Origin of the sequence: Fodinibius saliphilus, assembly GCF_005869845.1 — a bacterium.
GTDB classification, from domain to species: Bacteria; Bacteroidota; Rhodothermia; order Balneolales; family Balneolaceae; genus Fodinibius; species Fodinibius saliphilus.
Map to the genome: position 1 here is coordinate 1,013,093 of NZ_VAWF01000001.1, position 24,945 is coordinate 1,038,037.

General features: G+C 40.4%; 13 protein-coding genes and 1 riboswitch. Of the genes, 4 read left to right on the top strand and 9 right to left on the bottom strand.

Annotation, left to right across the window (positions count from 1 at the left end; translation table 11 throughout):
- Nucleotides 1-312 precede the first annotated feature (312 nt).
- Genes speE through speD form a run of 3 tightly spaced genes read right to left on the bottom strand, consistent with a single transcriptional unit; the run spans nt 313 to nt 2,149 of the window.
- Nucleotides 313-1,164, bottom strand: coding sequence for a polyamine aminopropyltransferase (speE, locus tag FCN14_RS04200; RefSeq protein ID WP_138429830.1), 852 nt, complete (start codon nt 1,162-1,164; stop codon nt 313-315).
- A gap of 55 nt (nt 1,165-1,219) precedes the next feature.
- Nucleotides 1,220-1,735 carry a pyruvoyl-dependent arginine decarboxylase gene (locus tag FCN14_RS04205; RefSeq protein ID WP_212747562.1) on the bottom strand — a complete coding sequence of 172 codons (516 nt, stop codon included), beginning with the start codon at nt 1,733-1,735 and terminating at the stop codon, nt 1,220-1,222.
- A gap of 9 nt (nt 1,736-1,744) precedes the next feature.
- Nucleotides 1,745-2,149 carry an adenosylmethionine decarboxylase gene (speD, locus tag FCN14_RS04210; protein ID WP_138429831.1) on the bottom strand — a complete coding sequence of 135 codons (405 nt, stop codon included), beginning with the start codon at nt 2,147-2,149 and terminating at the stop codon, nt 1,745-1,747.
- A 290-nt stretch (nt 2,150-2,439) separates the two neighbouring features.
- On the opposite strand from speD, the gene FCN14_RS04215 reads away from it, so the two are divergent.
- Nucleotides 2,440-4,425, top strand: coding sequence for an alpha-ketoacid dehydrogenase subunit alpha/beta (locus tag FCN14_RS04215; RefSeq protein WP_138429832.1), 1,986 nt, complete (start codon nt 2,440-2,442; stop codon nt 4,423-4,425).
- Between the two features lie 44 nt (nt 4,426-4,469).
- Here the strand turns inward: FCN14_RS04215 and FCN14_RS04220 are convergent, their stop codons facing one another.
- The 5 genes from FCN14_RS04220 to FCN14_RS04240 form a co-directional block, all read right to left on the bottom strand.
- Nucleotides 4,470-5,591: a site-2 protease family protein gene (locus FCN14_RS04220; RefSeq protein WP_138429833.1), complete on the bottom strand. Its 1,122-nt coding sequence runs from the start codon at nt 5,589-5,591 to the stop codon at nt 4,470-4,472.
- 92 nt (nt 5,592-5,683) lie between these two features.
- Nucleotides 5,684-8,338, bottom strand: coding sequence for a cation-translocating P-type ATPase (locus FCN14_RS04225; RefSeq protein WP_212747563.1), 2,655 nt, complete (start codon nt 8,336-8,338; stop codon nt 5,684-5,686).
- 29 nt (nt 8,339-8,367) lie between these two features.
- Nucleotides 8,368-9,465, bottom strand: a complete 1,098-nt coding sequence (locus FCN14_RS04230; RefSeq protein WP_138429834.1) for a chemotaxis protein CheB — start codon at nt 9,463-9,465, stop codon at nt 8,368-8,370.
- 141 nt (nt 9,466-9,606) lie between these two features.
- Complete coding sequence (locus FCN14_RS04235) at nt 9,607-18,312, bottom strand: GH36-type glycosyl hydrolase domain-containing protein (protein WP_138429835.1); 8,706 nt, start codon at nt 18,310-18,312, stop codon at nt 9,607-9,609.
- 9 nt (nt 18,313-18,321) lie between these two features.
- The gene (locus FCN14_RS04240; protein WP_138429836.1) at nt 18,322-18,651 is read right to left on the bottom strand and encodes a DUF5335 family protein; all 330 of its coding nucleotides are present in this window, start codon (nt 18,649-18,651) and stop codon (nt 18,322-18,324) included.
- Between the two features lie 322 nt (nt 18,652-18,973).
- Here FCN14_RS04240 and FCN14_RS04245 point away from each other — a divergent pair, with 322 nt between their 5' ends.
- The 3 genes from FCN14_RS04245 (at nt 18,974) to FCN14_RS04255 (ending at nt 24,074) form a co-directional block, all read left to right on the top strand.
- Nucleotides 18,974-20,116, top strand: coding sequence for a bactofilin family protein (locus FCN14_RS04245; protein WP_171032801.1), 1,143 nt, complete (start codon nt 18,974-18,976; stop codon nt 20,114-20,116).
- Nucleotides 20,116-22,659 (top strand): efflux RND transporter permease subunit, encoded by a 2,544-nt coding sequence (locus tag FCN14_RS04250; RefSeq protein ID WP_138429838.1) that lies wholly within the window; start codon nt 20,116-20,118, stop codon nt 22,657-22,659. Before FCN14_RS04245 ends, FCN14_RS04250 begins: the two co-directional genes overlap by 1 nt.
- A gap of 692 nt (nt 22,660-23,351) precedes the next feature.
- A riboswitch (TPP riboswitch) is annotated at nt 23,352-23,451 on the top strand.
- Between the two features lie 389 nt (nt 23,452-23,840).
- Nucleotides 23,841-24,074: a hypothetical protein gene (locus FCN14_RS04255; RefSeq protein ID WP_138429839.1), complete on the top strand. Its 234-nt coding sequence runs from the start codon at nt 23,841-23,843 to the stop codon at nt 24,072-24,074.
- Between the two features lie 470 nt (nt 24,075-24,544).
- Here the strand turns inward: FCN14_RS04255 and FCN14_RS04260 are convergent, their stop codons facing one another.
- The gene (locus tag FCN14_RS04260) at nt 24,545-24,760 is read right to left on the bottom strand and encodes a hypothetical protein (RefSeq protein ID WP_138429840.1); all 216 of its coding nucleotides are present in this window, start codon (nt 24,758-24,760) and stop codon (nt 24,545-24,547) included.
- Nucleotides 24,761-24,945 lie beyond the last annotated feature (185 nt).

Below are 24,945 nucleotides of genomic sequence, written 5' to 3' on the forward strand. Positions count from 1 at the left end.
GATTCTCATTGTTAGCTCTATCATCGTTGAAGCCGCAAGGAGAACTTTTCATTGCTCTACGAGGAGTCCCATAGAGTATTGGAACGACGCGACAATCTTTTTTTAACGATTGGTTGATTTGTGACGGATACCCTCTAGCTTATACGCGGACTCAGAAAGGGAGACTGTCGCGGTCTTCCGAAAGGTCATCGGAATCCCTCGCAGTGACACTGCTTTTTCTAGGGTTCTTGAAAAATTAGTGGATCTGTGGGAGGGGGGGGTACAAGCTTGGCAAAGATTTTTGGAGTGGACAATCCCTCCCAAAGCCACTAGCTATTCTATAATCTCTTTCACAAATCCAGGCAATGCAAAACAACCCCGGTGAATTTCAGGATTATAGTATTGCAATTCGTTTCCTAAATAAGACATCCCATCTTCTACTCGGTTTAAAACCTCATCAGCAAGTGGATCCCTACCCTTGCTTGCAAATGAAAATGACCACATCCCTGCAGGGTACAAGGGAATATGAGCAAGGTACATTTCTGATACTTCATAAATCTCATCGAGGGCAGCAAATATCTTTTTAATGCTGGGTTGGTAGCTTTCAACCCAAGGGCTTTCAGTCTGCGCAGTCAAGATGCCATCTTCTGATAATCCATCATAACAGGCCTTGATAAACGAAGTTTCAAACAGCCCGGCAGCCGGACCAGTAGGATCAGAGCCATCAATAATTATAACATCATAGGAATCATCGATATTATTCACATATTCGATACCGTCATCTATAATGATATTCAGCTTAGGATTATCCCAATCGCCGATACCCGACAAAAACTCCTTCGACGCGCCTACAACCACTTCATCAATCTCTACCATATCGACTATTTGCACGTTAGGATGTCGTAGCACCTCACGGGCCGTACCGCCATCACCTCCCCCAATAATAAGTACTCTTTGAGGATTAGGGTGAGCCAACAGCCCTACATGCGTAAGCATCTCATGGTAAACAAACTCATCCTTCTCTGAGAGCATCACCATCCCGTCAATAGTCATCATACGACCCCAGCTATCGGTTTCCAGGATTTCCACCATTTGATACGCCGTTTCCTTAGAAAACAGTACCTCCTCTATTCCAACAGTAAGTCCGGTTTTTTTCTCATAAAATTCATTAAACGTCGAAGACATGTTATCTAGGATGCAATATTTAGGTTACTGGATTCGTGTCACGCATCTAAAATCATCATTCGTACCAAAGAACAACGCCCGCAAAAGTGGCGCCACAGTTTTGAACTTGGTGTTCAATGCCGATCGATTTAATCTCCTTCAATACCCGATTACGATAATCAAAAGCATCAATAACCATTTGTTTTACAATTTCTTCTACATTTTCTAAGCGACCGTGATCCTCATACTCCATAATTACACCAGGCTGGGTTTCATCCTCAGGAATACCCACAGCAACAGCTGAGGAGATATACCGCCCCGGTGTTGCCGAATCAATATGGGCATACGCCAATGGAATCAATCCCCCGGCCGGCAGATCAATATCATCAACAGGGCGTTGAGCCGCTTTGGGGGGTAAAATACTGCTCATTCTCATAAGGTTGGTATCTCCCACCCCGGCATTCAGCAAGGCATTATCAAACGCATTCAATTTTGTGCGTCCTTCTGATGCCCCTTTTACCAGGCAATAGATATTCGGTGTTTTCACCATCATTTTGTTCTTAACTGTAGCATTTGGTGCTAATTTTGACATACCTATTATCTATTCCTCCATCATTTCTTGCTGAGGTTTATGCAACAACTTCTCACCCGCCTGGGGTTTAACCAAGCCCCGTTTTATCTCTCTGCTGGATATGGTTTCGGCCCCAAACTCTTTTTTAAGTATATCTCTTATAACCATAGGATCAATCGTATCCCCACAAGTAAAAATATCGATAGCAGCATAGTCATATTCCGGCCAGCTATGAATTGAAACATGAGATTCTGCAATTACAACCACCCCGCTTACCCCATGGGGACTAAATTTATGAAAATCATGAGATACAATCGTCGCCCCCGATGCACGCGTTGCCGCAATCATGTTAGATTCAATAAAAGAGGTGTCATTTATTTTATCCGTTTCACAGTTATAAAGTTCAACCAAAATATGGCGACCAAGAGCATCCATCCATTTCAAAACTAATTAACATGAGTGATTGTAAGCCTTTCTCGCACATTCGCAATAGCAACGATGTTCACATCACCCTTACTATTTTTGCTATTTGTATCTATTCGCCTACTGTCAATAATGAAGAAAAACCGTTACACTATATTTAAACAGTGATGATTTGAACCCGACATTTCGGATCTTTTCGTAAACGAAAAACACCGAATAAAGGGTTGCAATTATTGTATAACTGCTGCAAGTTTGGCTCACGTTTTAGAACGGATAAATTACAGAATTTTCAGTAATAATTAATGATTCAGCCACAAAAAAAAATAACTGATCAGCAAGCACTCGAATACTACAAAAACTTGCTTTTGCCCCGACGTATTGAGGAACGGATGCTCAAACTGCTGAGACAGAATAAAATCAGCAAATGGTTCTCCGGTATGGGACAGGAAGCAATCTCTGTCGGAACGGTAACCGCCCTTGCTGATGATGATTATTTATTACCCATGCATCGCAATCTGGGTTTATTTACCACCCGCGAAGTAGATCTATATCGTCTCTTTTGCCAATGGCTGGGCAAAACCGATGGTTTTACCCAGGGGCATGATCGCTCTTTTCACTTTGGAATCCCTGAAAAGCGTATTGTAGGGATGATATCGCACCTTGCTGCTACCATGCCTGTAGCCGACGGGCTGGGATTGGCCTCTCAATTGCGCGATAGCGGATTTGTAGCCTGCAGCTTTTGTGGTGATGGCGCTACCAGCGAAGGAGAATTTCATGAGGCCTTAAACCTGGCAGCCGTATGGGAGCTACCGGTTATTTTTATGATCGAAAATAATGGTTACGGACTTTCCACCCCTACCAATGAACAGTATGCCTGTGACGACCTGGTAGATCGTGCGCGGGGCTATGGGCTAAAGGGAATGCAGGTAGATGGTAACGATATCTTTGCTGTAGTTGAAGCCGTTACTGAAGCAAAAGAAGCAGCATTAAATGGGGCTCCTACTCTTATTGAAGCCAAAACCTTTCGTATGCGTGGACATGAAGAGGCTTCTGGCACCTTTTATGTCCCTGATGAGAAGTTTGAAAATTGGGGGGAGAAAGATCCCATCGATCGAATGGCGAAATGGTTAAAAAAACAGAATATTATTTCTGGAGATGATGAATTTGAAGCCATCCAAGAAGAAGTAGATCAAATCTTCTTACCGGAACTGGAAAAAGCCCTTAACGCCGAAGAACCGACTTTTGACCTTCAGGAGGAAAGAAACCGCTTATTCACAGCTGTAGAACTACCCCAAAAACAGAACACAAACGGCAGCGAGTCTGAAAAGCGGATGGTCGATGCTATTCAGTTTTCGTTGCGAGAAGCTTTTGAAGAGGATGATGAGTTTGTCATCATGGGACAAGATATTGCCGAATACGGCGGTGTTTTCAAGGTGACCGAAGGCTTCGTTGAGCAGTTTGGTAAAGAGCGCGTGCGAAACACTCCTATTATTGAAGCGGGCGCCTTGGGCTGTGCTGTTGGATTGGCATTGGAAGGTTTTAAACCGGTGGTAGAGATGCAGTTTGCCGATTTTATCTCCTGTGGTTTTAACCAGATCGTGAATAATATTGCCAAATCACAATATCGGTGGATGCCTCCAATTAATATTACCATTCGCGCACCGCATGGCGCCGGTGTAGGGGCAGGACCATTCCACTCACAATCTCCGGAAGGCTGGTTCATGCAGCACCCCGGGCTCAAAATTGTGGTGCCCTCTTCGGTCGAAGATGCTCAAAACCTGCTTTACAGTGCCCTTTACGATCCCAACCCGGTATTGGTTTTCGAACATAAAAAACTGTATCGAAGCATCCGCTCTGTTACCCCCGACTTTTGTACTCCCGAAGAACTTGGAAAAGCAAAGATTAAACGTGAGGGTACTGACGCTTCTGTTATTACCTACGGTATGGGCGTGCACTGGGCCCGGGATATTGCTGAACAATATGAAGACGATGGAGTCAAAATAGAGATAGTGGATCTTCGAACACTGGCCCCGCTCGACTTTGATACGGTCAAAAAATCAGTGGAAAAAACGAATAAAGTATTGCTTCTTCAAGAGCCCTCTAAAACGATGGGCCCGATGAGCGAACTTTCTTCCCTGATTAGTGAACAGTGTTTTAAAGCCCTTGACGCCCCTATTATGCGGTGCTCTTCTCTTGATATGCCGGTTCCTTTTAGTCCGAAACTGGAAAAGCACTACTTGGCTGATTCGCGACTCAAAGAGACCCTGGAAAAATTATTAGCTTACTAATAAACAATCCTGTACGAACAACTCAATGAAAGGATTACAAAAACTTATACGTTGGTATTACCTCTCAGCATTCGGTGTCTGTTTAACCCACTGAAAACCATAAATTCGTTAACGTTTTCCCGATCTATAGCTCCCACCAACTTATCCCCCTTCATAACCGGGAAAAATGCCCTGCTTTTTGATTGTATCATGGGATAAATATTTGTCAAATGATCACTGCTCTGTATCGTTTTGAAATTTTCATCCATTATATCTTTTACTTTAGTATTGCTTCTATTGGTTTTAAAAGCTTGTATAAGATCAGCTTGATGTAGAATACCTGTCACCTCTCCACTTTTTGTGACAATGAAATCACGCTCAGTACCTGTTAGGATAATATTTACTACTTCATCCAAACTATCCTCCGGCTGTAGTGTTGTTATATTTGTCATCATTGCCTCTTCAACCTTATGGTTTTTGAGGATTGAAAGCTGCTGTACCATCACGCTTTCGCCCTGTGCCCCGAAGTAGACAAATATCGCGATAAGAATTAGAATAGGATTATAAAATAGCCCGATGAACAAGAAAAAGAAGGCAACCAGCTGACCCAATTTAGCAGCCATCTGTGTAGCTTGCACACGATTAAATTTCAGCGAAAGCAGGGCCCTGAAAACACGACCGCCATCCATAGGGAAAGCCGGTATCATATTAAATAATACCAGCAGCACATTTGCTGAAAAAAGATAAAACAAGAAGTTGGATCCATTAATGGTACTCAGCACCTCTTCTGCCACCTCCGGGTCTTCCACAAGAAATTGCTCTACTGGCAAAATCAGATACAAAAGAAAAGCAATCACGACATTTACCGCCGGACCGGCAATAGCAACTAAAAACTCTTCTTTGGGATCTTCCGGCATTTTTTCCAAACTGGCTAACCCTCCTATTGGTAACAAGGTAATTTGTTGCGTTGGGATATTAAACCTTCGCGCCGTTAATGCGTGGCCCAGTTCATGAAGTACTACACATGCGAATAAAACCAGTATAAAGAAGATACTCCATAAAATAACATCAGTGCTACTGCCCTTTGTTAATTCGAGAACAACGATCCACAGTATCAGCAAAAGAAAGGTCCAGTGTACTCGAATTTTAATACCGAATGCACGACCCAGGTTCAATGATCCTTTCATAATATTTTCGATCTACGGTTCAGCAGATGGTTGAATTCAATATCTAATCAATAATGGGAACTGCCTCAAGGATATAATATATAAACTCATATTCATTTTATATGGCTTCTTTTCCACACTTTTACCATTTGCCCTACAGTAAGTGGAAATAAACTCAAGATGGAAACCACTATCCAGCCATTCCAATTAGGCGGTGATAACTTCATGACTAAAGCTATGGGAGGGGTATACAAGGCCCCTAAAATCAGAGCGATACACAAAACAATTGCTCCCCATACCCAATAATTTTCAATAACAGAATTATGCAACAATGTAGTTTGCGTGTTGCGCATATTAAATACATGCCAAAGTTGAGCAAAAGCTAGTGTTAAAAAGCTTATCGTTACGGATTCAACTTGCGACAACTTTAGCCAAGATAAACTGATAAATAACGAAGATAATACCGCTACCGTTATTAATATTCCATATCCCCCAATTCCCAGCCAATGATGTTTTTCCAGAATCGGTTCACCAGATTTACGTGGGGATTTTTGCATAATGTTATCATCTCCCTCTCCTACACCAAGAGCCAGCGCCGGAAAAACATCTGTAACTAAATTTAGAAATAAGATCTGCAGTGGCAATACCGGCAGCGGAGCTCCTACAAAAGAGGCTAATCCAACGACCATTATTTCACTGACATTACAGGAAAGCAGGTAATAGACAAAGCGACGTATATTACGAAAAATGATGCGGCCCTGTTTAATAGCAGTAACAATAGTAGAAAAAGCATCATCAAGTAAAACCATATCTGAGGCCTCTTGAGCTACCTGAGTACCGCGCTTCCCCATGGCGATGCCAATATCCGCTTTTTTTAGGGCAGGAGCATCATTAACACCGTCTCCTGTCATGGCAACAACCTCACCTTTACTCTGAAACAGATCGATTAGGTCTAACTTTTGAGCTGGACTTATTCGAGCAAAAATATTGGTATTTAGAAGAGTACTATCATTATACATTCCATTTTCGGATAGTTCATGCCCATGAATTACTCGTCCTTCTTCACCTGTTATACCTACTGATTGTGCTATATAACGGGCAGTCTCCGGTTGATCTCCGGTAACCATTACCACACGAATACCAGCCCTCTTTGAAATCTTTATTGCTTCTTTCACATCATTTCTGGGAGGATCTAGCAAAGCGGCCAATCCTACAAACACAAGATTTTCATATGGATTGCCCTCAACAGTTTTACTTTCTCTATATGCTAAAGCAATGACTCGTAATCCATCCGCAGCTAATTCCTGATTCTGTCTCTTCCATTTTTCTTTATCTGCCTCCGATATAGATGACTCCTTACCCTGCTCTACTTTTTTTATGCAATGATCCAATACTGTATCCGGGGCCCCCTTAACTGAAATTCGATAGGTATGTTCTGTCGTGGCATTCCAGGTTGCCATCATTTTAACTTCAGCATCGAAGGCCTCTTCTCTTTTTTCGGGATATTCGGTTGCCAGCTTTTCTCTGTCTATACCTGCCTTATGAGCTGCTTCAAGTAAAGCCACCTCCAAAGGGTCACCAGTTTCCTCTTCCCTTCCCACATCAATAGTGGCATTATTGCAGAGCACACCGATTTCCAATAATAACCTAATATCAATATTTATTTCATTATTACTATCTCTAAACTCTTGTTCAGAACTTACCTTCATAGTTTCGGTAAACACTTTGGCTACACTCATTTTATTTTCAGTAAGCGTGCCAGTTTTATCCGTGAAAATTGTAGCAGTTGCCCCCAATGTTTCTACTGAAGATAATCGGTTTACCAAAGCATTGTTATGAGCCATAATACGCATCCCTTTTGCAAGAGCAATGGTAGCAACGATCGGGAGGCCTTCAGGAATAGCAGCAACAGCAAGAGCTATAGCAGTTTGTACCATCAGCAGCAGCTCTCTCCCGGAAATGACGCCCATTACTGCGATCAATACAACTAAAAATATCGTCAATACTATAAGTCTAAAGGCAAGCTGGTTGAGTCGATCTTCGAGTGGTGTTCGCTCTTCTTCTGCTGTTTCTACTAATGATGAAATGTTTCCTAACTCTGTATTCTGTCCAGTTGCTACTACAACTCCTTCTCCTGCGCCACGGGTTATTGCAGTGCCTTTATACAACATTGAGCTACGCTCAGCTAACACTGTTTTTTCGTCTACAGGCTCAGTCATTTTTGATACTGGCAAGCTTTCACCTGTCAGAGCCGATTCGTCGGCCTGTAACTTAGATGCCTCCGTCAGCCGAACATCAGCAGTAATCATATCTCCCCCCTCAAAAAGCATTATATCACCGGGCACTAAGTCATGGGCGTCAATATTTACAACCGTCCCCCCTCGTCGCACCTTCGTTTCAACAGTACCTAATTTATGCAGGGCCTCCATCGATCGTACTGCCCTAAACTCAGTAAAAAAACCTATAGCAGTATTAATAACAATAACGATGATAATTGCCCAACCTTCCAAGGTATCCCCATAGAGAAATGCAGCAAATGCGGCAGCAGCAAGTAGCAGTATAATGAGACTTTTTACTTGGTTATACAGTATCTGCCAAATACTTTTTTTCTTACTCTCTCTAAGTTTATTTGGTCCAAACTGATTCAGGCGTTTATTAACTTCATTTTTATCAAGGCCTTCCGGGGTTGTCTGCAAGGTTTTCATAACGGCACCGGAACCCATCTTCCATACCTTTTCCAGTGTCGTTAAATCAGCAGACCTATTCATATACATGTGTTATAATTTCCCGATTTCGCTCACATATCTACCGAAACTGATAAATTTTCAAATGCCTTTCTTTGCTGATCTGAAATATAATTTTCAATCTCCTTTCCGAGAATATCAATCGAATAGCTTTTATCTGCCAGTCCAGACTCGATAACAGACTTGGGCAGTGTATCAGCAAAAGCACAAGCTGGTTCTTGCACAAAGATATGGCCTCCTGCCTTTTTTATAGCTTGTGCTCCAAATACTCCATCGGTACCGTATCCGCTTAATAATACTCCTAAAACCTCAGAACCAAAAAGTCTGGCTGCCGACCTGAACAATACATCAATAGATGGACGTACATTATTTTCTCTTAATCCCCTATGTGTATTTAGATAAAAGTTTGCTCCTAATTGTTGTACTTCACAATGGTATCCTCCCTTTGCTATCCATACTTTAGGTGGATTCAATGGTATATTATTATCAGCTTCTTCTACTACCAATTCTGAAATCATATTCAATTCATCTGCCAGTACCCTACTATAAACTTTGGGCATATGCTGAACAACGACAATAGGTACATTTAGATTTGAAGTAAATTGTTTGAATAGTATTCGTAACGCTTTTACTCCCCCAATACTACTACCAATAACAATCAGCTTAATGGTACTTCTTGATACTGAATTACGATAATCGGATTCTTTATCTTTTGAAATGCTTTTAGCCGTTTTTAACTCAAAGTTTTCTTTTGCAGTCTCTTTAATAATAGGCGGTAATCTTTTTTCAAGATGATCACCACATAATAAGCGGGTAATATTATTCTGAGGTTTTGTAACAAAATCTGCAGCCCCCTTTTCCAGCCCCTTAAGCACAGCTTCTCCACCTTCTTTTGAAAGTGACCCTAATACAACAAATGTCACCTGAGGAAATAAATTCTTCAGTTTTTCCAGTTGCTTTAAAGCATCATCATTAGGATGCTCTATGTCTAAAAATACGATATGCGGATTTTGTTCCTCAATCACTTTTTTACAATTGGTAAAATCTTTAATCGTGTAAACGTTAGCACCATATTCTTTACGTAAAACATTCGCAATTGCACGCCGTACCAATATATTTTTATCGATAACTATGGCATTAAATTTCTCCATTCCTCTAATATTCTTTAACCTTATTATTTTCACCTGACATTGAATTGTATCAGTGTTATAATAAATGAACACAAATTGATTATCTGTGCGGTTTAGAGAGAGGCTCAATGTAAGAGAAATCACTACACTGCTATTCGTATACTATCGGGCAACCATCTTTAGCTCTATATTATGTTCCTTACCGTCTTTCGTTAACTTAATTTCTGCTTTTCCCCCGGGGAACTGCACCTCTCTTCCGTCAATAGTCCCTCGTAATAATCCCTGTTCAATCCCTTGATCATTTATAATTTTTATATGATAAATGGTTTCACTATCCAATCGTTTCCACTCTACCTCATACCCTTGCCAATATGAAGCAATAGCCGGTTCAATAACTAATAGTTTAGGTTCTATAGTAATCCCCAGAATCGATTCCAGGGCCACCTGATACATCCAACCGGCTGACCCGGTATACCATGTCCACCCGCCCTGTCCGGTTAAAGGGGGCTCCCCATAAATATCTGCAGCTACGGCATATGGTTCTACTTTATACCGGGCAACATCCTCTTTACTTGAGGAATGATTCACCGGATTTATCATGCTTAAATATGAGACAGCTTTATCCCCATAGCCCTGCTTGGCAAAAGCTTTAATAGCCCAAATCGCCGCATGGGTATATTGCCCGCCATTTTCACGCACACCGGGAATATATCCTTTTATATAACCCGGATCTTTTTCCGTTTGATCAAAGGGTGGAGTCAATAATCGAATAATACGATCACTCTCCGATACAAGGTGTTCATCAAGTGCCGAAAGCGCTTTTTCAGCTTTTTTTGAGGTGGCAACACCAGAAATAATCGACCAAGCCTGAGCAATAGCATCAATTTTACATTCATCATTTTCAACAGATCCCAAGGGGGTTCCATCATCATAAAATGCCCGTCTATACCATTTCCCATCCCACCCTTCTTTATTTAGATGTTGTTTCAACTTTTCTGCTTCAATATCAAAGTCCCGAGCTTTTTTTTCTGCTCCCATTATTTCTGCGTAATTTTTAAACTGCTTTAATACGGAATACAAGAAAAAGCCCAACCAGACGCTTTCTCCCTTTCCACCATGCCCTACCCTGTTCATGCCATCATTCCAATCACCACCCCCGATAAGCGGTAGTCCATGTTCTCCCATCTGCAAGGTTACATCAATTGCCCGAATGCAATGATGATATAATGATTCTTCCCCATCGGGCCCACTCATTACCTCTGGATGCAGGTATGCTTCATGTTCGTCATCTTCCAGCTCTCGTGCTTTTAAATACGGTATATTCTCTTCCAATAACCCTGTATCGCCCGTTGCTTTTATATAGTAATCCACTACATAAGGCAGCCAAAGCCTATCATCGGTAATACGGGAACGAATACCACGCCCTGTCGGCGGGTGCCACCAATGCTGTACATCTCCCTTTTTAAATTGTCGGGATGCATGCAGTAATATTTGATCTCTGGTCATTTGGGGATCTACATAGAGTGCGGCCATTGAATCTTGCAACTGGTCACGGAAACCGAATGCTCCCCCTGCCTGGTAAAACCCAGTACGTGACCACATTCTGCAAACGATATTTTGATATTGCAACCACCCATTCATCAATATATTAAGTGCTTGGTCCGGGGTCTGTACCTGGACACGCCCCAGTCTGTGCTGCCAATACGACTTTACCTTCTGCAGTGCTTCACGAGCCTGTTTTATATCACTGTATCTATCAATAATAATCTCGGCCTGTTTTCGGTTGACGGCTTCACCAATCAACACAACAAAGGTGATTTCCTCTTTCACTTCGAGAGTCAACAAACGTTGAAAAGCAGCACATGGATCACTCTCATTATTGATACTATTATCCAATAGTTCATCTTCAGATATAGCTTTTGCCCGTTTCAAAGAACCATTTCGTCCAATGAATGTCTCACGATCTGTAGTGAATGCTGATTGCATTTCCTTTCCCTCGATATCCGGAATGCAGGCAAATGCAGTACGATCTGCAAATTCATTATTATACCAGTTTTGAGCAATTATTGCCTGATACTGATCATCTTTCTCTTGAACAATAAATTGCGCCGATTTTTCTCTATCAATTCCAAGAACCCAAGCCGTATAATTAAATATGGAAATATTGCGCCTACTATTTCCATTATTTTTAAGGGTCAGTAACGATATTTTTACAGGATCTTTCCGAGGTACAAACTGTACCAATTTACTCTCAATACCATGGGTTTCATGCTCAAATCGACTATATCCAAAACCGTGCGATACCTTATATCCTTGCTTTCCAGGAGTAGGACCCGGTGTGGGTGACCAAAATTCCTTGTTCTCCTCATCTCTAATAAAGAACGCTTCGGAAACCGGATCGAGTAATGGATCATTTGACCACGAGGTCAATTTGTTCTCTCGGCTATTTTTACTCCAGCTATATCCGGCTCCTTTTTCAGTCGTTATAAAGCCGCCTTCTTTATTTCCAATAACATTTACCCAAGGGGCTGGAGGAAACTCTAATCCTTTTTTCTCTTTTGAAGGTGTAATATATATCTGGTATTCCTTGCCATTTTCTGTGAATCCTCCGAATCCATTATAGAATTTGAGTTTTTCAGATAACTCTTTCTTATCACTGTTGTGCTTATCAAACAATAATGAAGCAGGTTCATATAAAGGCATCTCATCATTTCTACTAAATCGGGGTACTTTATCACCCTTTTTCATTTCTATAGTTGGCAGCTTACCCTCCAAGACTATAGATGCAACTGTTAGTATCAAACGATAATCTTCATCTGGAATGCGGTCAGAACGTAGAGTAAAAATATTGGGCTCCCCCCCTCCGTGATGACTACCGTGTATTGCGTCTACGATTCGTTGGATACCTTCCTGCAACTCATCAGCATAGCTTGGCGGGTGATCATTTATAATGACAAAATCTACCTGAAGGCCCCGGTGCATCCAAAATAGATGTCCTTTTAATGCTTTTTCTAATGACGACAACTGATCAGTATGACGAATACGAAATACCAGGATGGGAAAATCCCCCGAGATACCATATGTCCATAATGCTGGTTGTTGTTTTCTATTGGAAGAACGAATTGCTGTTTCTGCTCTAAATTGTTTAGAAGGATAAATCACATATCCAGCTAACTTTTGAAAATATTGGGAAAGGGCACTACTAATTCCCAGATGTTCTTGCTCCACTGTATTATAAATAGATGCCATATCAAATGCCCGTTCTACCGCCGGAGGATTATCAAAAATATCCGCCAACTCTTCGGCTTCCTTGCGGCTACCAGCCCACCCAACGCCAAAGGTAATAGTCTTTTTTTCACCGGCATCCAGCTGTACCGTACGGCGCAAACTCATTATCGGATCTGATATATTTCCGCGAGACCCGCTTAGATCATAATCAAACGCAATAGCTTTCGGATTCTCCCGTCCACGTCCCCGCCCAATAAAGCGTGAACGTTCAGTTTCAAATTCAAGGGTTTCATCTATCAATTCCCAGTTTTCCATGGCCATAGTATGCACCATGTATATCGGTGTCTCTTCATCACTGCGGGGCCTACGCCACGCAATTATGGCATGGTGTTCGGGTAAGTAATCTGTTTGTACAAAAAGTTTCGAAAAAGCCGGATGTGAATCATGACTACCTGCTTCATTCAAAACAACTTCCATATAGCTGGTAAGCTCAAGTGTCCTAGGCTTATCAGAATAATTAGTTAATGTAACTTTTCGCAATTCAATGGGATTTTCAGGAGAAATGCAGATTTCAGTTGTAGTCTCAATCCAATCATCAACTCTTGAGGTTTGTAACTTGCTATTATGAAACCAACTGTCATATCGATCGGGCTTCCGTTTAACCGGTTGGTGCATAGCCGACCAGTAATCCCCACTTTCCTGGTCTTTGATATAGATAAACATACCCAGTGGATCTTCGGTAGTATCGGCCTTCCAGCCAGTAAGCCTTATGTTATTGAACCTGGTACATCCTGTTCCTGCATGACTTATGAAACTATGAAGACTTCCATTGGATAAAAGGTGAACACGTGGTGGCGTAGCATCAAGGCTAGATACATCCGCATGTTCAACAATGTATTGCATCTCATCCTGTTCACCAGGCTCCATTTCTACATCAATAGGGTATGGCTCTTTGACTGGAATGCCTCTCGGAATGCGCTCTTGCAAGAGTAATTCACATGATCTGATCATTGGTTCAGCATGAAAGTCATCACGAATCTTCCAATCGTTTAATACATTAAGCAATGAAGCAAGGGTCATTCCATGATGATGAGCCATATACATTTTCACTACTTTATATTCCTCACCTTTTTCTAAATGATCAGGTGTGAAATCGACCGCATCATAATATCCTTTTAGTCCCAATGCCCCCAGCTTTTCCAAGTTCTGAAGATTTTCAAACGCCGTTATAGGTTCAATCATCAATGCCAACGCTGATGCATATGGAGCTACCACATATTCTTCAGCAAGGCCTCGTTTAAGTCCCAAACCCGGAACACCAAACGAACGATACTGATAATGCAGATCCATATTCAACCGGTTATAGGCACTTTCTGAGAATCCCCAGGGACGATTAAAACTTTGCGCATACTCTTTTTGCCACTCAATAATTCTGTAGAAGGTATGGCTTAATAATGTTGCTGAATAAGAACGAATGAATAATTGGGGCATTAAGTATTCAAAGGTAGTTCCACCCCATGACAACAAGAATTCATTTTCATTTCTGCTTGTCAGCCGACGACCTAGTCGGAACCAGTGTTCTGATGGGACGTCTCCTTTCGCAATAGCAATAAGCGATGCAATACGGGCCTCACTGGCTAACAAATCATAAGTCCCCTTATCAAGTTCAGCTTTATCAACATTATATCCGATACTAAATAGATTTTTCTCTTTTAGATATAGGAAAGAGAAATCCATCTCTGATATCAACCTACTACATATTTCTCGAATTAAATTAACCTTCTGCTGCCAAGACTTGGTTATTTTGAAAGCGTCCTCCTCCTGATCTCTTCCCTCAAATTGTTCCAGTAATTCAGCAGGCGATATTTTTAAACTATCTATAGATGTTTGAGCGAAGTACGCTAGCTCATCCTTATAACTATCAATTTGATGAAGGGGACGTTCTAACCAAAACTGTAAATCTTCAACCCCTTTGTCGCCCAAGGCACTACGCAATTGCATTAAATTCTCACCACATAACTGACAGGCAACATCCTTGAGTTCTTGTAATAACTCCAAACTCTCTGATACTGTCTTTGGAGCCACCCCCTCAATCCGTTTCAGCATATCATTGATGCAGTGTTCCATCTTTTGACAGATCTTGGAATAATCCTCCGTTTTTTTGCTAACATCATCAGTTACAGCTTTGACCGTTCTAAGGGTCACATCTAACCCCTCCCAATACTGATCGTTAAGTACCTGTTCAGAAAAAAGTCGCTTTATCCCCTGTTTAACAACAATTAAGCCAGCCGCCAAATTACCAGAATCAACAGTTGAGATATACCTGGGATTTAAGACTTCCCCAAGACGTATTTCATACCAGTTATAAAAATGTCCCCGGAAACGATTCAATTGACTTAAAACATCCAGTGTATTCTCAAGACGGTTCAGGAACTCATTAAAAGTGATATAACCGAACTCATATGCTGCTTGTGTAGCAATAAGTGTAAGCCCTATATTTGTAGGCGAGGTACGCGCCGTTGTTGGCAGTGAAGGTTCTTCTTGGTCATTATCAGGAGGTAACCAGAAATAATTTTCATTTACTAATTGCTCAAAATAGAACCACGTGCGGCGAGCATACGTCTTTAGCGTTTTTTTTTCAGATTCCGATAACACTTCTTCTTCGCCTTCATATAAACCTCCTGAATACCAGGCAAACCATGGCGAAACGATCCAAAGCAACCCAAAAGGAATAACTAACCATGCCTTGGTGTGATCTATAATTAAGGATACTCCCATAATACCAATACCAAGTACCACAGCCCCCAACATAAGACGCAGATAATGAGCTAATGAGTCTGCACTCTGTTTTTCAGCTTGGAAAGAAGTAGTCCACTCCAACAAATTTTTACGGGATATATTTAACCGCCACAGGCTTCGAATAATTGCATCTAACTGGATAATAGCTTGGTGAGGTAGTATCGCCAGCGTAGAAACTGATTGAATAGTATTAATTCTAATATTTGAACGGATTCTCTCAAAGTACAGCTTCCATTTCACCCTTTTGGGACGATTCACAATGTCAGTAGAAAAACTTATAAAAATAGGGAAAGCAAGAATACCAATTGCTGCAAGAGTCCAAAATATGGCAGAGTTAGGTACTACAAACCACCCGAAAATTAAAAACAGAGTTAGGAAAAGGGGGTTTAATGAGCGACGCAGGTTATCGAATATTTTCCAACGCGATAATAGATTAATAGGATTTTTTACTTTGCCTTCTTTACTAGGGACTTTTTTAAACAGCCATCGGGCAATTTGCCAGTCACCGCGCGTCCACCGATGGTTGCGTTTACTAAAGCTGTCGTAATTTCTGGGATACCCATCAAATAGTTCGATATTAGTAGCTAATCCCGCCCGCACATAATTACTTTCAATCAGATCATGAGATAGAATTCTATTCTCCGGAAACCGTTTATCTAATACCCGATAGAAAGCTCGCACATCATATATTCCCTTGCCGGTATAAACGGCTTCTCCCATTAGATCCTGGTATATATCAGAAACTGCTGTGGTATACGGATCTATACCCACATTTCCTGAAAATATATGAGTAAACCAGGTTTTATTAGCTTCATCAGGGGGGATAGAAATGCGAGGTTGTATAATGCCATACCCTTTTGTTATACGCCCATTTTCATCATTATACCATGCCCTGTTTAGTGGATGGGAAGCCACCTCAACCAGTTCCCTGATACTATCAGGAGGAGTACGAGTATCAGCATCCAACGTTAATACATATTGCACCTGCTTTTGTTGAATACTCCCCTTGAAGTCCCCAAATATATAGTCAAACGGTAATTCTTCCTCCGGATTACTAAGAACCCTGTTTAACTGCTCTAATTTACCACGCTTGCGTTCCCAACCCATCCATTTTTCTTCGGCTGCATTCCATTTGCGCTCGCGATGAAGAATAAAAAACTTATCTCCATAGTGAGAAGAATACTGCTCATTCAATTGATCTATTCCCCTGCTTGCCTCCTCAATAATTGCCCTATCTTCTGGCTTATTTTGGGAATCTGCGTCTGCAAAATCAGAAAGTAGTACAAATTGCAGTCCTACATCTTTATTCGCCAGTGAAGATATTTCAAGCGTTTCCAACAGTTCTCTAACCTCCGCCTGTGAATGAAAAAGCGTAGGTATCACTACCATTGTACGTGCACTGGCAGGAATTCTTTCATCAAAATCCATTTTTGGTAAGATTCGGGGAGGTATCCAAAAAGCAAAAAACCGATTTACCACCGATATTGACAATTCAAGGGCCGGGAAAATAGCTATAAAAAAAGCACTGACAGCAACAAATAGCGGCAGGGTTAAGAAGTCAGTAACTGCCGTTAAGGCCGCCAGTGACAGGCAAGTAACAATTCCAACTATCCCAATATAAGACAAGGTACTTTGCTCAAGCTTCTTACGAATACGTTCCCCTATAGGCTTTTGATACCCAACTTGGGAACATAATTGATCATACCCTTCACCAATGAGATAGTACCCTACATGTTTCTTTAAAACCGTATAATCATCAAGTATATCTGTTATCTTTTGACCTGAGCCGTTAAGGTGCTGTTCAGCCAATAGTAATACCCTTTCGGCTACCTCCTTTTCAGAATAATTAGACTTACGACTCAACCGTTCAATAGTATCCCGGTATTGGTCTTTGGTTTGCACATCCATCTCTTCATACACTCCCAAAGGGTCGAGCTGCAATATTTTGTCTACCATAGAACAGCTCTCGACAAAATCCTGCCACTCTGTTTCTGATACCTGTCGTAAAGAAACAATGGCGTTTTGAATACTTACCTGTAACTTGGATTGTCGTTGTGATTCTTGGCGAATAGCCTCATCAACCGTAATTCCAAAGTTATTCAAATGATATTCAAACCATTTTTTCTCCTCCTCAGTAAGCAGTTCTGCTGAACGCAGCTGTCGAATCAACTCGATGTATAATTCTCGTTCACCGTGTAGCTTCTTTTGCTCTTCTACCCAATCAATAATTCGATATAATAGCCAACCCGGTTCGGCATGTTGTTTTTGCTGTGTTAATTCTGAAATAAATTGTTGAATTGCGGTTCGCACCTTCCGGTATTTTACCACCTGTTGAGCAAGAATTGTTAACTGCTTGAGCAGGGCAAAACGCACCATAATCGGAGTAGCCCAGAGTTCTCCTATCTTTAAAGTCAGCTCTTCTTGGTACCCATCGGTATACTGCGCAATATTGTCAATTCCAATTTTGTTATCGGTATGCATCGCCAGGTTTTGTACTAACCCATATACCCTAGGCTTTCCCTGGTTAGGCCCTGTCGTGAGATGCGGGAGGCTCTCTTGAAATCCCATAGGAAAGTCGTGCTCAACCTGAATAATCTGCTCCTGAATAATATAAAAGTTATCGATTATCCACTCAGATGCCGGCGTCATCTCTTTATTTTGCTTGGCGGAAGTTGCTAACAATCGATAGGCTTCTGTCAACTCTTCTTTTATTGCTGCCAATTGAGGCTGTATAGGAGCAATATACTCATCCTCGTAAGAAAAAGACTGTCGCTGCGCCAGTTTTTTAGCATCCTTCCTTAGTAATTCCGGTTGATACATTAATGGTGTTTGAGTAGGCATCAGCTAATTTTACCGAGTTTCTATAATATCTTTGGTACCGTCTTCCTGAATAACTTCCAAATTAAGTATCCACCCATCCTTGTTTTCTGTCACATATATTTCTTTCGGTTTATGTATTATATGACTTGAGTCCTCTAACCGTATATCCAATAAATCTCCTTTGGCATCATACGTAATACCCTTGAGTAGTACCCATGTTGTTGCCTGTTGGGCTCCCATAGAATCAGATAGCACTCTGATCTCTACATATTCAGGTTCTTCATCTTTTAAATATTTCTTAGAAAAAGAGTTGAAATACTCCCCCCACTCTTTTTTTTCAATTTCTTTAATAGCCATCATTTCCTCACTTCTCTTTATGATTTACAATTACTGCTTAATATTTCTTTCTTCTCTAAGATTAAAGAGGGTTTATTACTCCCATATATGACAGTAAAAGCCCTACATGAAAAGCAACTTCGAAGTGCCTCTAATATCTTATAAAAGGTATTGAGAAGGGAAGCATTGTTATAGGAGGTAGTTGATAGCTTAGTTAAAGTTTAAGCTATCAGGATATTTCTTACAATAATATCAGTATACCTGCTACAGAATAACCCCACAAATACCATTATTTAAACAATGGATTTTACAATGCCACTTAATGAAAATGATAGAGAGTTGCACGATGAAAAAACTATGTCTGGTTCTTATGCTATCAGTTATTTTCTTTCAGTTAGCAACAGCCCAAAGCAACAATTATAGAATTGGAGAGTATATCCAGGTTGTGAAAACGGACTCCATTAAAACGCAATTTATGGCCGCAGGCCAAACTGTTGATATCTTCGGATGGCTGGGCAATGATTTATTTTCGGCTGCAGAACTTATTTCTATAGATGGGTATATCACTGATGATGCTATACTGGCAAGTAGACACGCTAGCATTCGGGGAACTATTGGTGATCTTTTAGCTGGGGTTGCTGAAACCTTCATTATTGACGGAAACGTAAATGGAGATATTTTTGTGGCCGGTCGTGAAGTTCGTATCACAAATAACACCCACATTATAGGAAATGCTCATATAGCTGCTGAAACCATTATTATTGAAGGAGGATTAGTTGAAGGACAGTTAAACGCTGCAGCTTCCACAATAAGAATAGATGGCCGTATCAATAATAAAGCTCATTTTTATACACCTGATATAACTTTTGGTGAAAATTATCAGGCAACTTACGGCACCAATATAATTAGCGATCAAGAAGTGCACAGAGAAAATATTGGCATCATCCCGCCCAATCTCACAATCACAATAAATAAACCAAAAATATGGCCTGTCTTACTATTTAAAATTGGATTATACCTCGCACTTTTAATCACTGGCCTAATTTTTATAAGACTGTTTGAACAGACTTCCAAAGACCTATACCGTTTCTCTACCGAACAGATGTTGAAAAATACCGGTACAGGCTTACTATCGTTTATCGCCTGGCCCATTGTTATAACTGCGCTATTTATACTTGTCCTAACAATCCCTCTTTCCATTATTTTATTATTCATGTATGGTTTGGCACTACTTTTCAGTTACCTATTCGTAGCTATGCTATTGGGTAGTATGGGCATTGTGTATTTTAAACAAGAAGCTACAACTTCTACCTATTATTGGGGACTGGCACTTGGGATGATCCTTGTTGGGATACTAGTTAACCTGCCTTTTATAGGTTGGGTGCTAAATATTCTGCTACTCTTTTTTGGCTTGGGTAGTATTGTGCGATATGTATGGATAAACCGAACAGTAACTGAAAGTATCGAGAATCCCCAGGGAGCTATGTAATGATTAACTGGCTGTTTCAACACTTACGGCCAATACTGCAACAGGCTATTCGCCGACCAATAGCGGTTTTTTCAGTAAGTTTGTTAGTTGCTTTGGCCGGTTTTGTACTGGCAACCAATCTCCGTATTGATAATGACCTATCAAAACTAATCCCCCAAATATACCCCAGTGTACAAGCGTTAAACACTTTACGCAACCAAGTAGGGGCTGAACATGAATTAGCTGTAGCAATACACAGCCCCTCTTTTGAAGCCAACAAACAATTTGCCAAAGATTTAATAGATCCGGCCCTCAATCTTTGGGGTGATGATTATGACACTCCCTATTTCTTCCGCGCTGAATTTAAAAAAGAGATCAATTTTTTGCAGCAAAATGCCCTCTATTTAGCTACGGATGATGAACTTAATCTACTCGAGAAGTTCTTGACCACCAAAATCACCGAAGCAAAACAGGAAGCAAATCCCTTTTTCGTTGATCTTGAAGAAGATGATTCTGTTGATACTGATTCGCTGGGAGAAGAACTAGATGAAAAATATAAGGCGCTTGTTGGATCAGAATATAACCTATCAGCAGATTCTACAATACTGGTAGTAAAATTTTTTCCCAGCGGGGCCCAAACGGATCTTCAATTCATCAAGGATACCTATGCCGATTTGAATCAGCTGATAGACCAACTTGTCCCCTCTTCTTATCACCCGCAAATGGAAGTTGTGGCAGCCGGGCGTTTGATACGAACTCTCATCGAAATTGAAACCATTACTGATGATGTAATAGATTCATTTGGCGCCGGCGTTTTATTACTGATGAGTATAGTCGTACTATATTTTTCCTATAAAGGCTATCGAAGAAATGGTAGCGAGCAATTGTTATTTCACAATATTAGTAAGCAGCTTATTCAAATACCGGCTTATCTCTTACTCATTGGGTTGCCCCTCGCATTTAGTCTTTGCTGGACCTTCGGAATCACTTATATAATACACGGGACATTGAATATCATGACCTCAACCCTGGGCTTGCTCCTTTTTGGGATGGGGATTGACTTCGGCATACACTTTTTCGCACGGTATGCCGAGCAGCGCGAAAAAGGAGAGACTGTTGATGAAGCAATTATTACCACTTTTATGACCACAGGTCAAGCTATTTTTACGGTAGGTCTAACAACTTCAGCTGGCTTTTTCATACTCCTCATTGCAGACTTCAAGGGCTTCAGTGAATTTGGAATGATTGCCGGTATTGGTCTTCAATTTGCTATTATTGCCTATCTCTTTTTCTTGCCGGCCCTGCTTGTATTGCTAGAACAGAGCCCCATACTAAACCTGCAAAAAAAATCTCCGAAAAGTAGTTTAGCTGATCACCAAAATCCTTATACCAAGAGTAACAGCTGGAAAAATATCGCAATTGGTATCATAGGAATATCAATTGTAGTTACAGCCATTACACTGATCAAACTACCCAATCTTTCGTTTGAATATGATTTTGGAAAACTCGAACCTAAATACGAACGCTATCGAGAACTCAACCAAAAGGTGTGGAACGTATACAGTGACCGGGAAACACGCAATGCCGCTTATATTATTGTTGACAACGCTTCGCACGCACCCAAAGTTGCAGAAATCCTTCGCGAGCGTGCAGCAAAAGATACTATAACCCCTACTATAAGAGAAGTAGAGATTTTTCAGGATCGATTCCCAGCAACTACACTTGAGATACAGCACAAATTGAATAGACTCAAAAATATAAGAGCATTATTATCGGATCCTTTTATCAAAGAAAATGACAGCAAAGTGATACAACGACTGCGTTCGGCTGCATCTACAAAGACCGCAATACCACTTAAAAAAATCCCCGACTTTCTTAAAGCTCCCTTTACTTCAAAAAATGGTGATATAGGAAATTTAGTCATTATCTATCCATCGGTAGGGTTATCTGATGGCCGAAATTCCATGAATTTTACTGATGATGTTGGTAAAGTCACTTTGGATAATAATAAAACCTATTACGCAGGCTCGACCTCCATCGTTGCCTCCGATATGTTACGGTTAATGATTGCCGAAGCTCCAACCATGCTTATATTAACTATCTTATTTATCATCATTTTCAAACTCCTGATCCTTCATAAAGTTAAATGGATGATTTTTGCCCTACTCCCTTTGATCGCTAGTTTTATTTGGTTATTTGGGCTTATGGACCTGCTGGGGTGGCGTCTTAACCTTTATAACTTGGTTGTATTACCTACGATATTGGGTATTGGTGATGATAGTGGAATTCATATAGTCCATCGTTACTTGGAAGAGGGAAAAAAGTCCATCAAAACTGTCTTGAAGTCAACAGGTGAGCATGTATTGGTAAGCGGATTTACCACTATGCTCGGTTTTAGCGGCCTTCTTTTTTCAATACATCCGGGAATGCGTTCAATCGGAGAGGTGGCCATTCTGGGAATTGGCCTTTCACTGATAACCGCATTAGTTACACTGCCTGCTCTTTTAATATTATCTACCAAGCTTAGCTCTAAGGACTTTACAAAAGATACAATAAGAGGTTAAGGAAAGTTAATTCCATCGCTTTACAGGTGGGGCGTATGCCACTCAATTAACAGCTAATAAAGATATTCGAGAGTTTTCCCTTTCCTGCTAAAAACTGCCGTACTGCACGAAAAGTCGGAAACGATTTATGAGGAAGACTATACTGCTAAACAGTTACCTGACTGGAAATGGCTAATCTACCAATGGGCCATTTCAGAAGATATACTGCACTTCTTAGCAGATGGTAACATGCTGCAAGGAGATGAAAAAAAATACACCAGTACTTATCAGACAAATATAACTTGGAAATAAACCACCAATTGTTAGTTAAAATATTACAGGTCCAGGATAATTACTATCCAAGCAAATGAATAACCACTCAAACCAATAAATGGACATGCTCTTAAATAAAACAGGATTCATAGGAAAATATAGGTGTCGATACATATCAAGTTGATAAAATCATACATTTTCAATAGGGAAATCCCCACAACGTAACTATCGGTTTAAACTGCATACAAGAAACCCATCACCAATTATATTATTTACAGAATCTTTGGTGTAGTGATTACTAAATGAGTACAATTTATAGCTGTGCTACGGTACAGAAATAAATAAACCAAAAAGCTATCCTTTGGTTTCTTTTACGCCTCCTCAAAAGGCAAAAAAGTGTACTCAGGTTTTATTGGCCACCGACAGGTGGTTAATTATAAGCCAATGGTTGAGGGTGTCCTGATAATTATCGGGACTGAGATTATACCCCTTGAACTTGATCCGGGCAATACCGGCGAAAGGAAATTGTTGGCTTCAAAAAACTAAGAGAGAGAGATAACAAAGTGCCCCCCATTATGGGGGGGTATTTTGTTTTAGAAATTATTGTAATACCAATATTAACATTTACAGCAAAAATAATTGCCTTCCATACAATCAATGTACTTGAAAATTATAGAGAAAAATAACCATCAGATCTTAGTTCTTATATCCAATGTCAGAAATTACCCTACAATACATTTGAAGTTACCTACTACATCATAATTACCATAATATTGACATATACAAAGAATTCTATGATGCATTGGAGCATATCAAGAATGGAATGGTTTACGCAAACTACCAAGGGAACCGAGTGGTGCCCAATAACCGAAATACTGTACAAACCAAGAAACTAGGAAAAGATAAGTTAACTATTTCAACTAAAAGCCATGAGATCTGATAAACAAAATAGGGAAAACATATTTCATGAACGTGCTGATTTGTTAAAAGAAAAAAGCTACCTAGGGTACTCGGTAATCGACGCAAAAACCAAATGGGATGGAGTACAAATAACCGCCCAAAAAAATAACGGTAAAACGGTCAAAGCTTGGGGTGAAACTATAGAGGAAGCCTATCAAAATGCAATTGACAATATTGACCAGAGTCTCGATGAACCGGGATAAGCCTGTTTGTAATTAATCATAATAAGTAAATTCATGAACTGTTTTTAAGTCGGAAAGAAGTAGCCCTTGAACCGTGAAGAGGTTTTATCTTATCAGAATAGAAGTTTTCAATTCGGACTGATACACAGCTCTTTGGGATACTGTAAATAATGGGCAATAGATACTTCTGTTTTTTAATGCCCCCAGTGCTGCTATATGCACCTCAGATATTAGGCCGGCCAGCGTACACACTACCTCTCATCTGCCGACTCCCAGTTTTGCAAGCACAGAGGCAAAACAATCCGTCTGTTGTTTTCTTTGTTTATATATAAATGCTTGTGACTTGTCTCCTTTTCTCCTAACCAACGAATAGCGGTGTTATCTTTTTGCTCCCCCAGCGCATACCGATCAATAGCTTCAAAAGCACTGGATTTATAAATGAGTCATTATCTCATTAATCTGCAGTACCTTTCTTTATATGCAGATGTAAATCAGTATCCCCGTATATCTTCGATGTGGTGAAGATGAAATACATTTGTCAAAAATAGTACACCTAATGTACCTAAAAAGGCAAATAATAAACCATCCCCCATGCCAAAGACAATGCCAATTGAACCACATAAAACAGAAGATAACACAGCCAAGAGGGTATTTGCCCGTACTGATATTCCTTCACTGCCAATAATGACACCAAAAGAGTAAACCAACTACTAAACCCACTGAGATGAATCAATAAATAGATTTTCCATTTAACTCACTCATACCCACCTCTTCTTTAGACGACCGTGAATACTTAATTTAAAAAATAATAACCAAATTACGTGTAAGGAATTTTCTGTTACTGCTGAAATGATATTTTATCAATGTTCTTTAATTACCTAATACTAATTAT

Coding starts and splice junctions, on each gene's coding strand:
- FCN14_RS04240 (WP_138429836.1), bottom strand. CDS start 18,651: ATGATGGCTATTAAAGAAATTGAAAAAAAAGAGTGGGGGGAGTATTTC.
- FCN14_RS04220 (WP_138429833.1), bottom strand. CDS start 5,591: ATGAAAGGATCATTGAACCTGGGTCGTGCATTCGGTATTAAAATTCGA.
- speE (WP_138429830.1), bottom strand. CDS start 1,164: ATGTCTTCGACGTTTAATGAATTTTATGAGAAAAAAACCGGACTTACT.
- FCN14_RS04235 (WP_138429835.1), bottom strand. CDS start 18,312: ATGCCTACTCAAACACCATTAATGTATCAACCGGAATTACTAAGGAAG.
- FCN14_RS04215 (WP_138429832.1), top strand. CDS start 2,440: ATGATTCAGCCACAAAAAAAAATAACTGATCAGCAAGCACTCGAATAC.
- FCN14_RS04245 (WP_171032801.1), top strand. CDS start 18,974: ATGAAAAAACTATGTCTGGTTCTTATGCTATCAGTTATTTTCTTTCAG.
- FCN14_RS04250 (WP_138429838.1), top strand. CDS start 20,116: ATGATTAACTGGCTGTTTCAACACTTACGGCCAATACTGCAACAGGCT.
- FCN14_RS04230 (WP_138429834.1), bottom strand. CDS start 9,465: ATGGAGAAATTTAATGCCATAGTTATCGATAAAAATATATTGGTACGG.
- FCN14_RS04225 (WP_212747563.1), bottom strand. CDS start 8,338: ATGAATAGGTCTGCTGATTTAACGACACTGGAAAAGGTATGGAAGATG.
- FCN14_RS04205 (WP_212747562.1), bottom strand. CDS start 1,735: ATGTCAAAATTAGCACCAAATGCTACAGTTAAGAACAAAATGATGGTG.
- FCN14_RS04255 (WP_138429839.1), top strand. CDS start 23,841: ATGAGATCTGATAAACAAAATAGGGAAAACATATTTCATGAACGTGCT.
- speD (WP_138429831.1), bottom strand. CDS start 2,149: ATGGATGCTCTTGGTCGCCATATTTTGGTTGAACTTTATAACTGTGAA.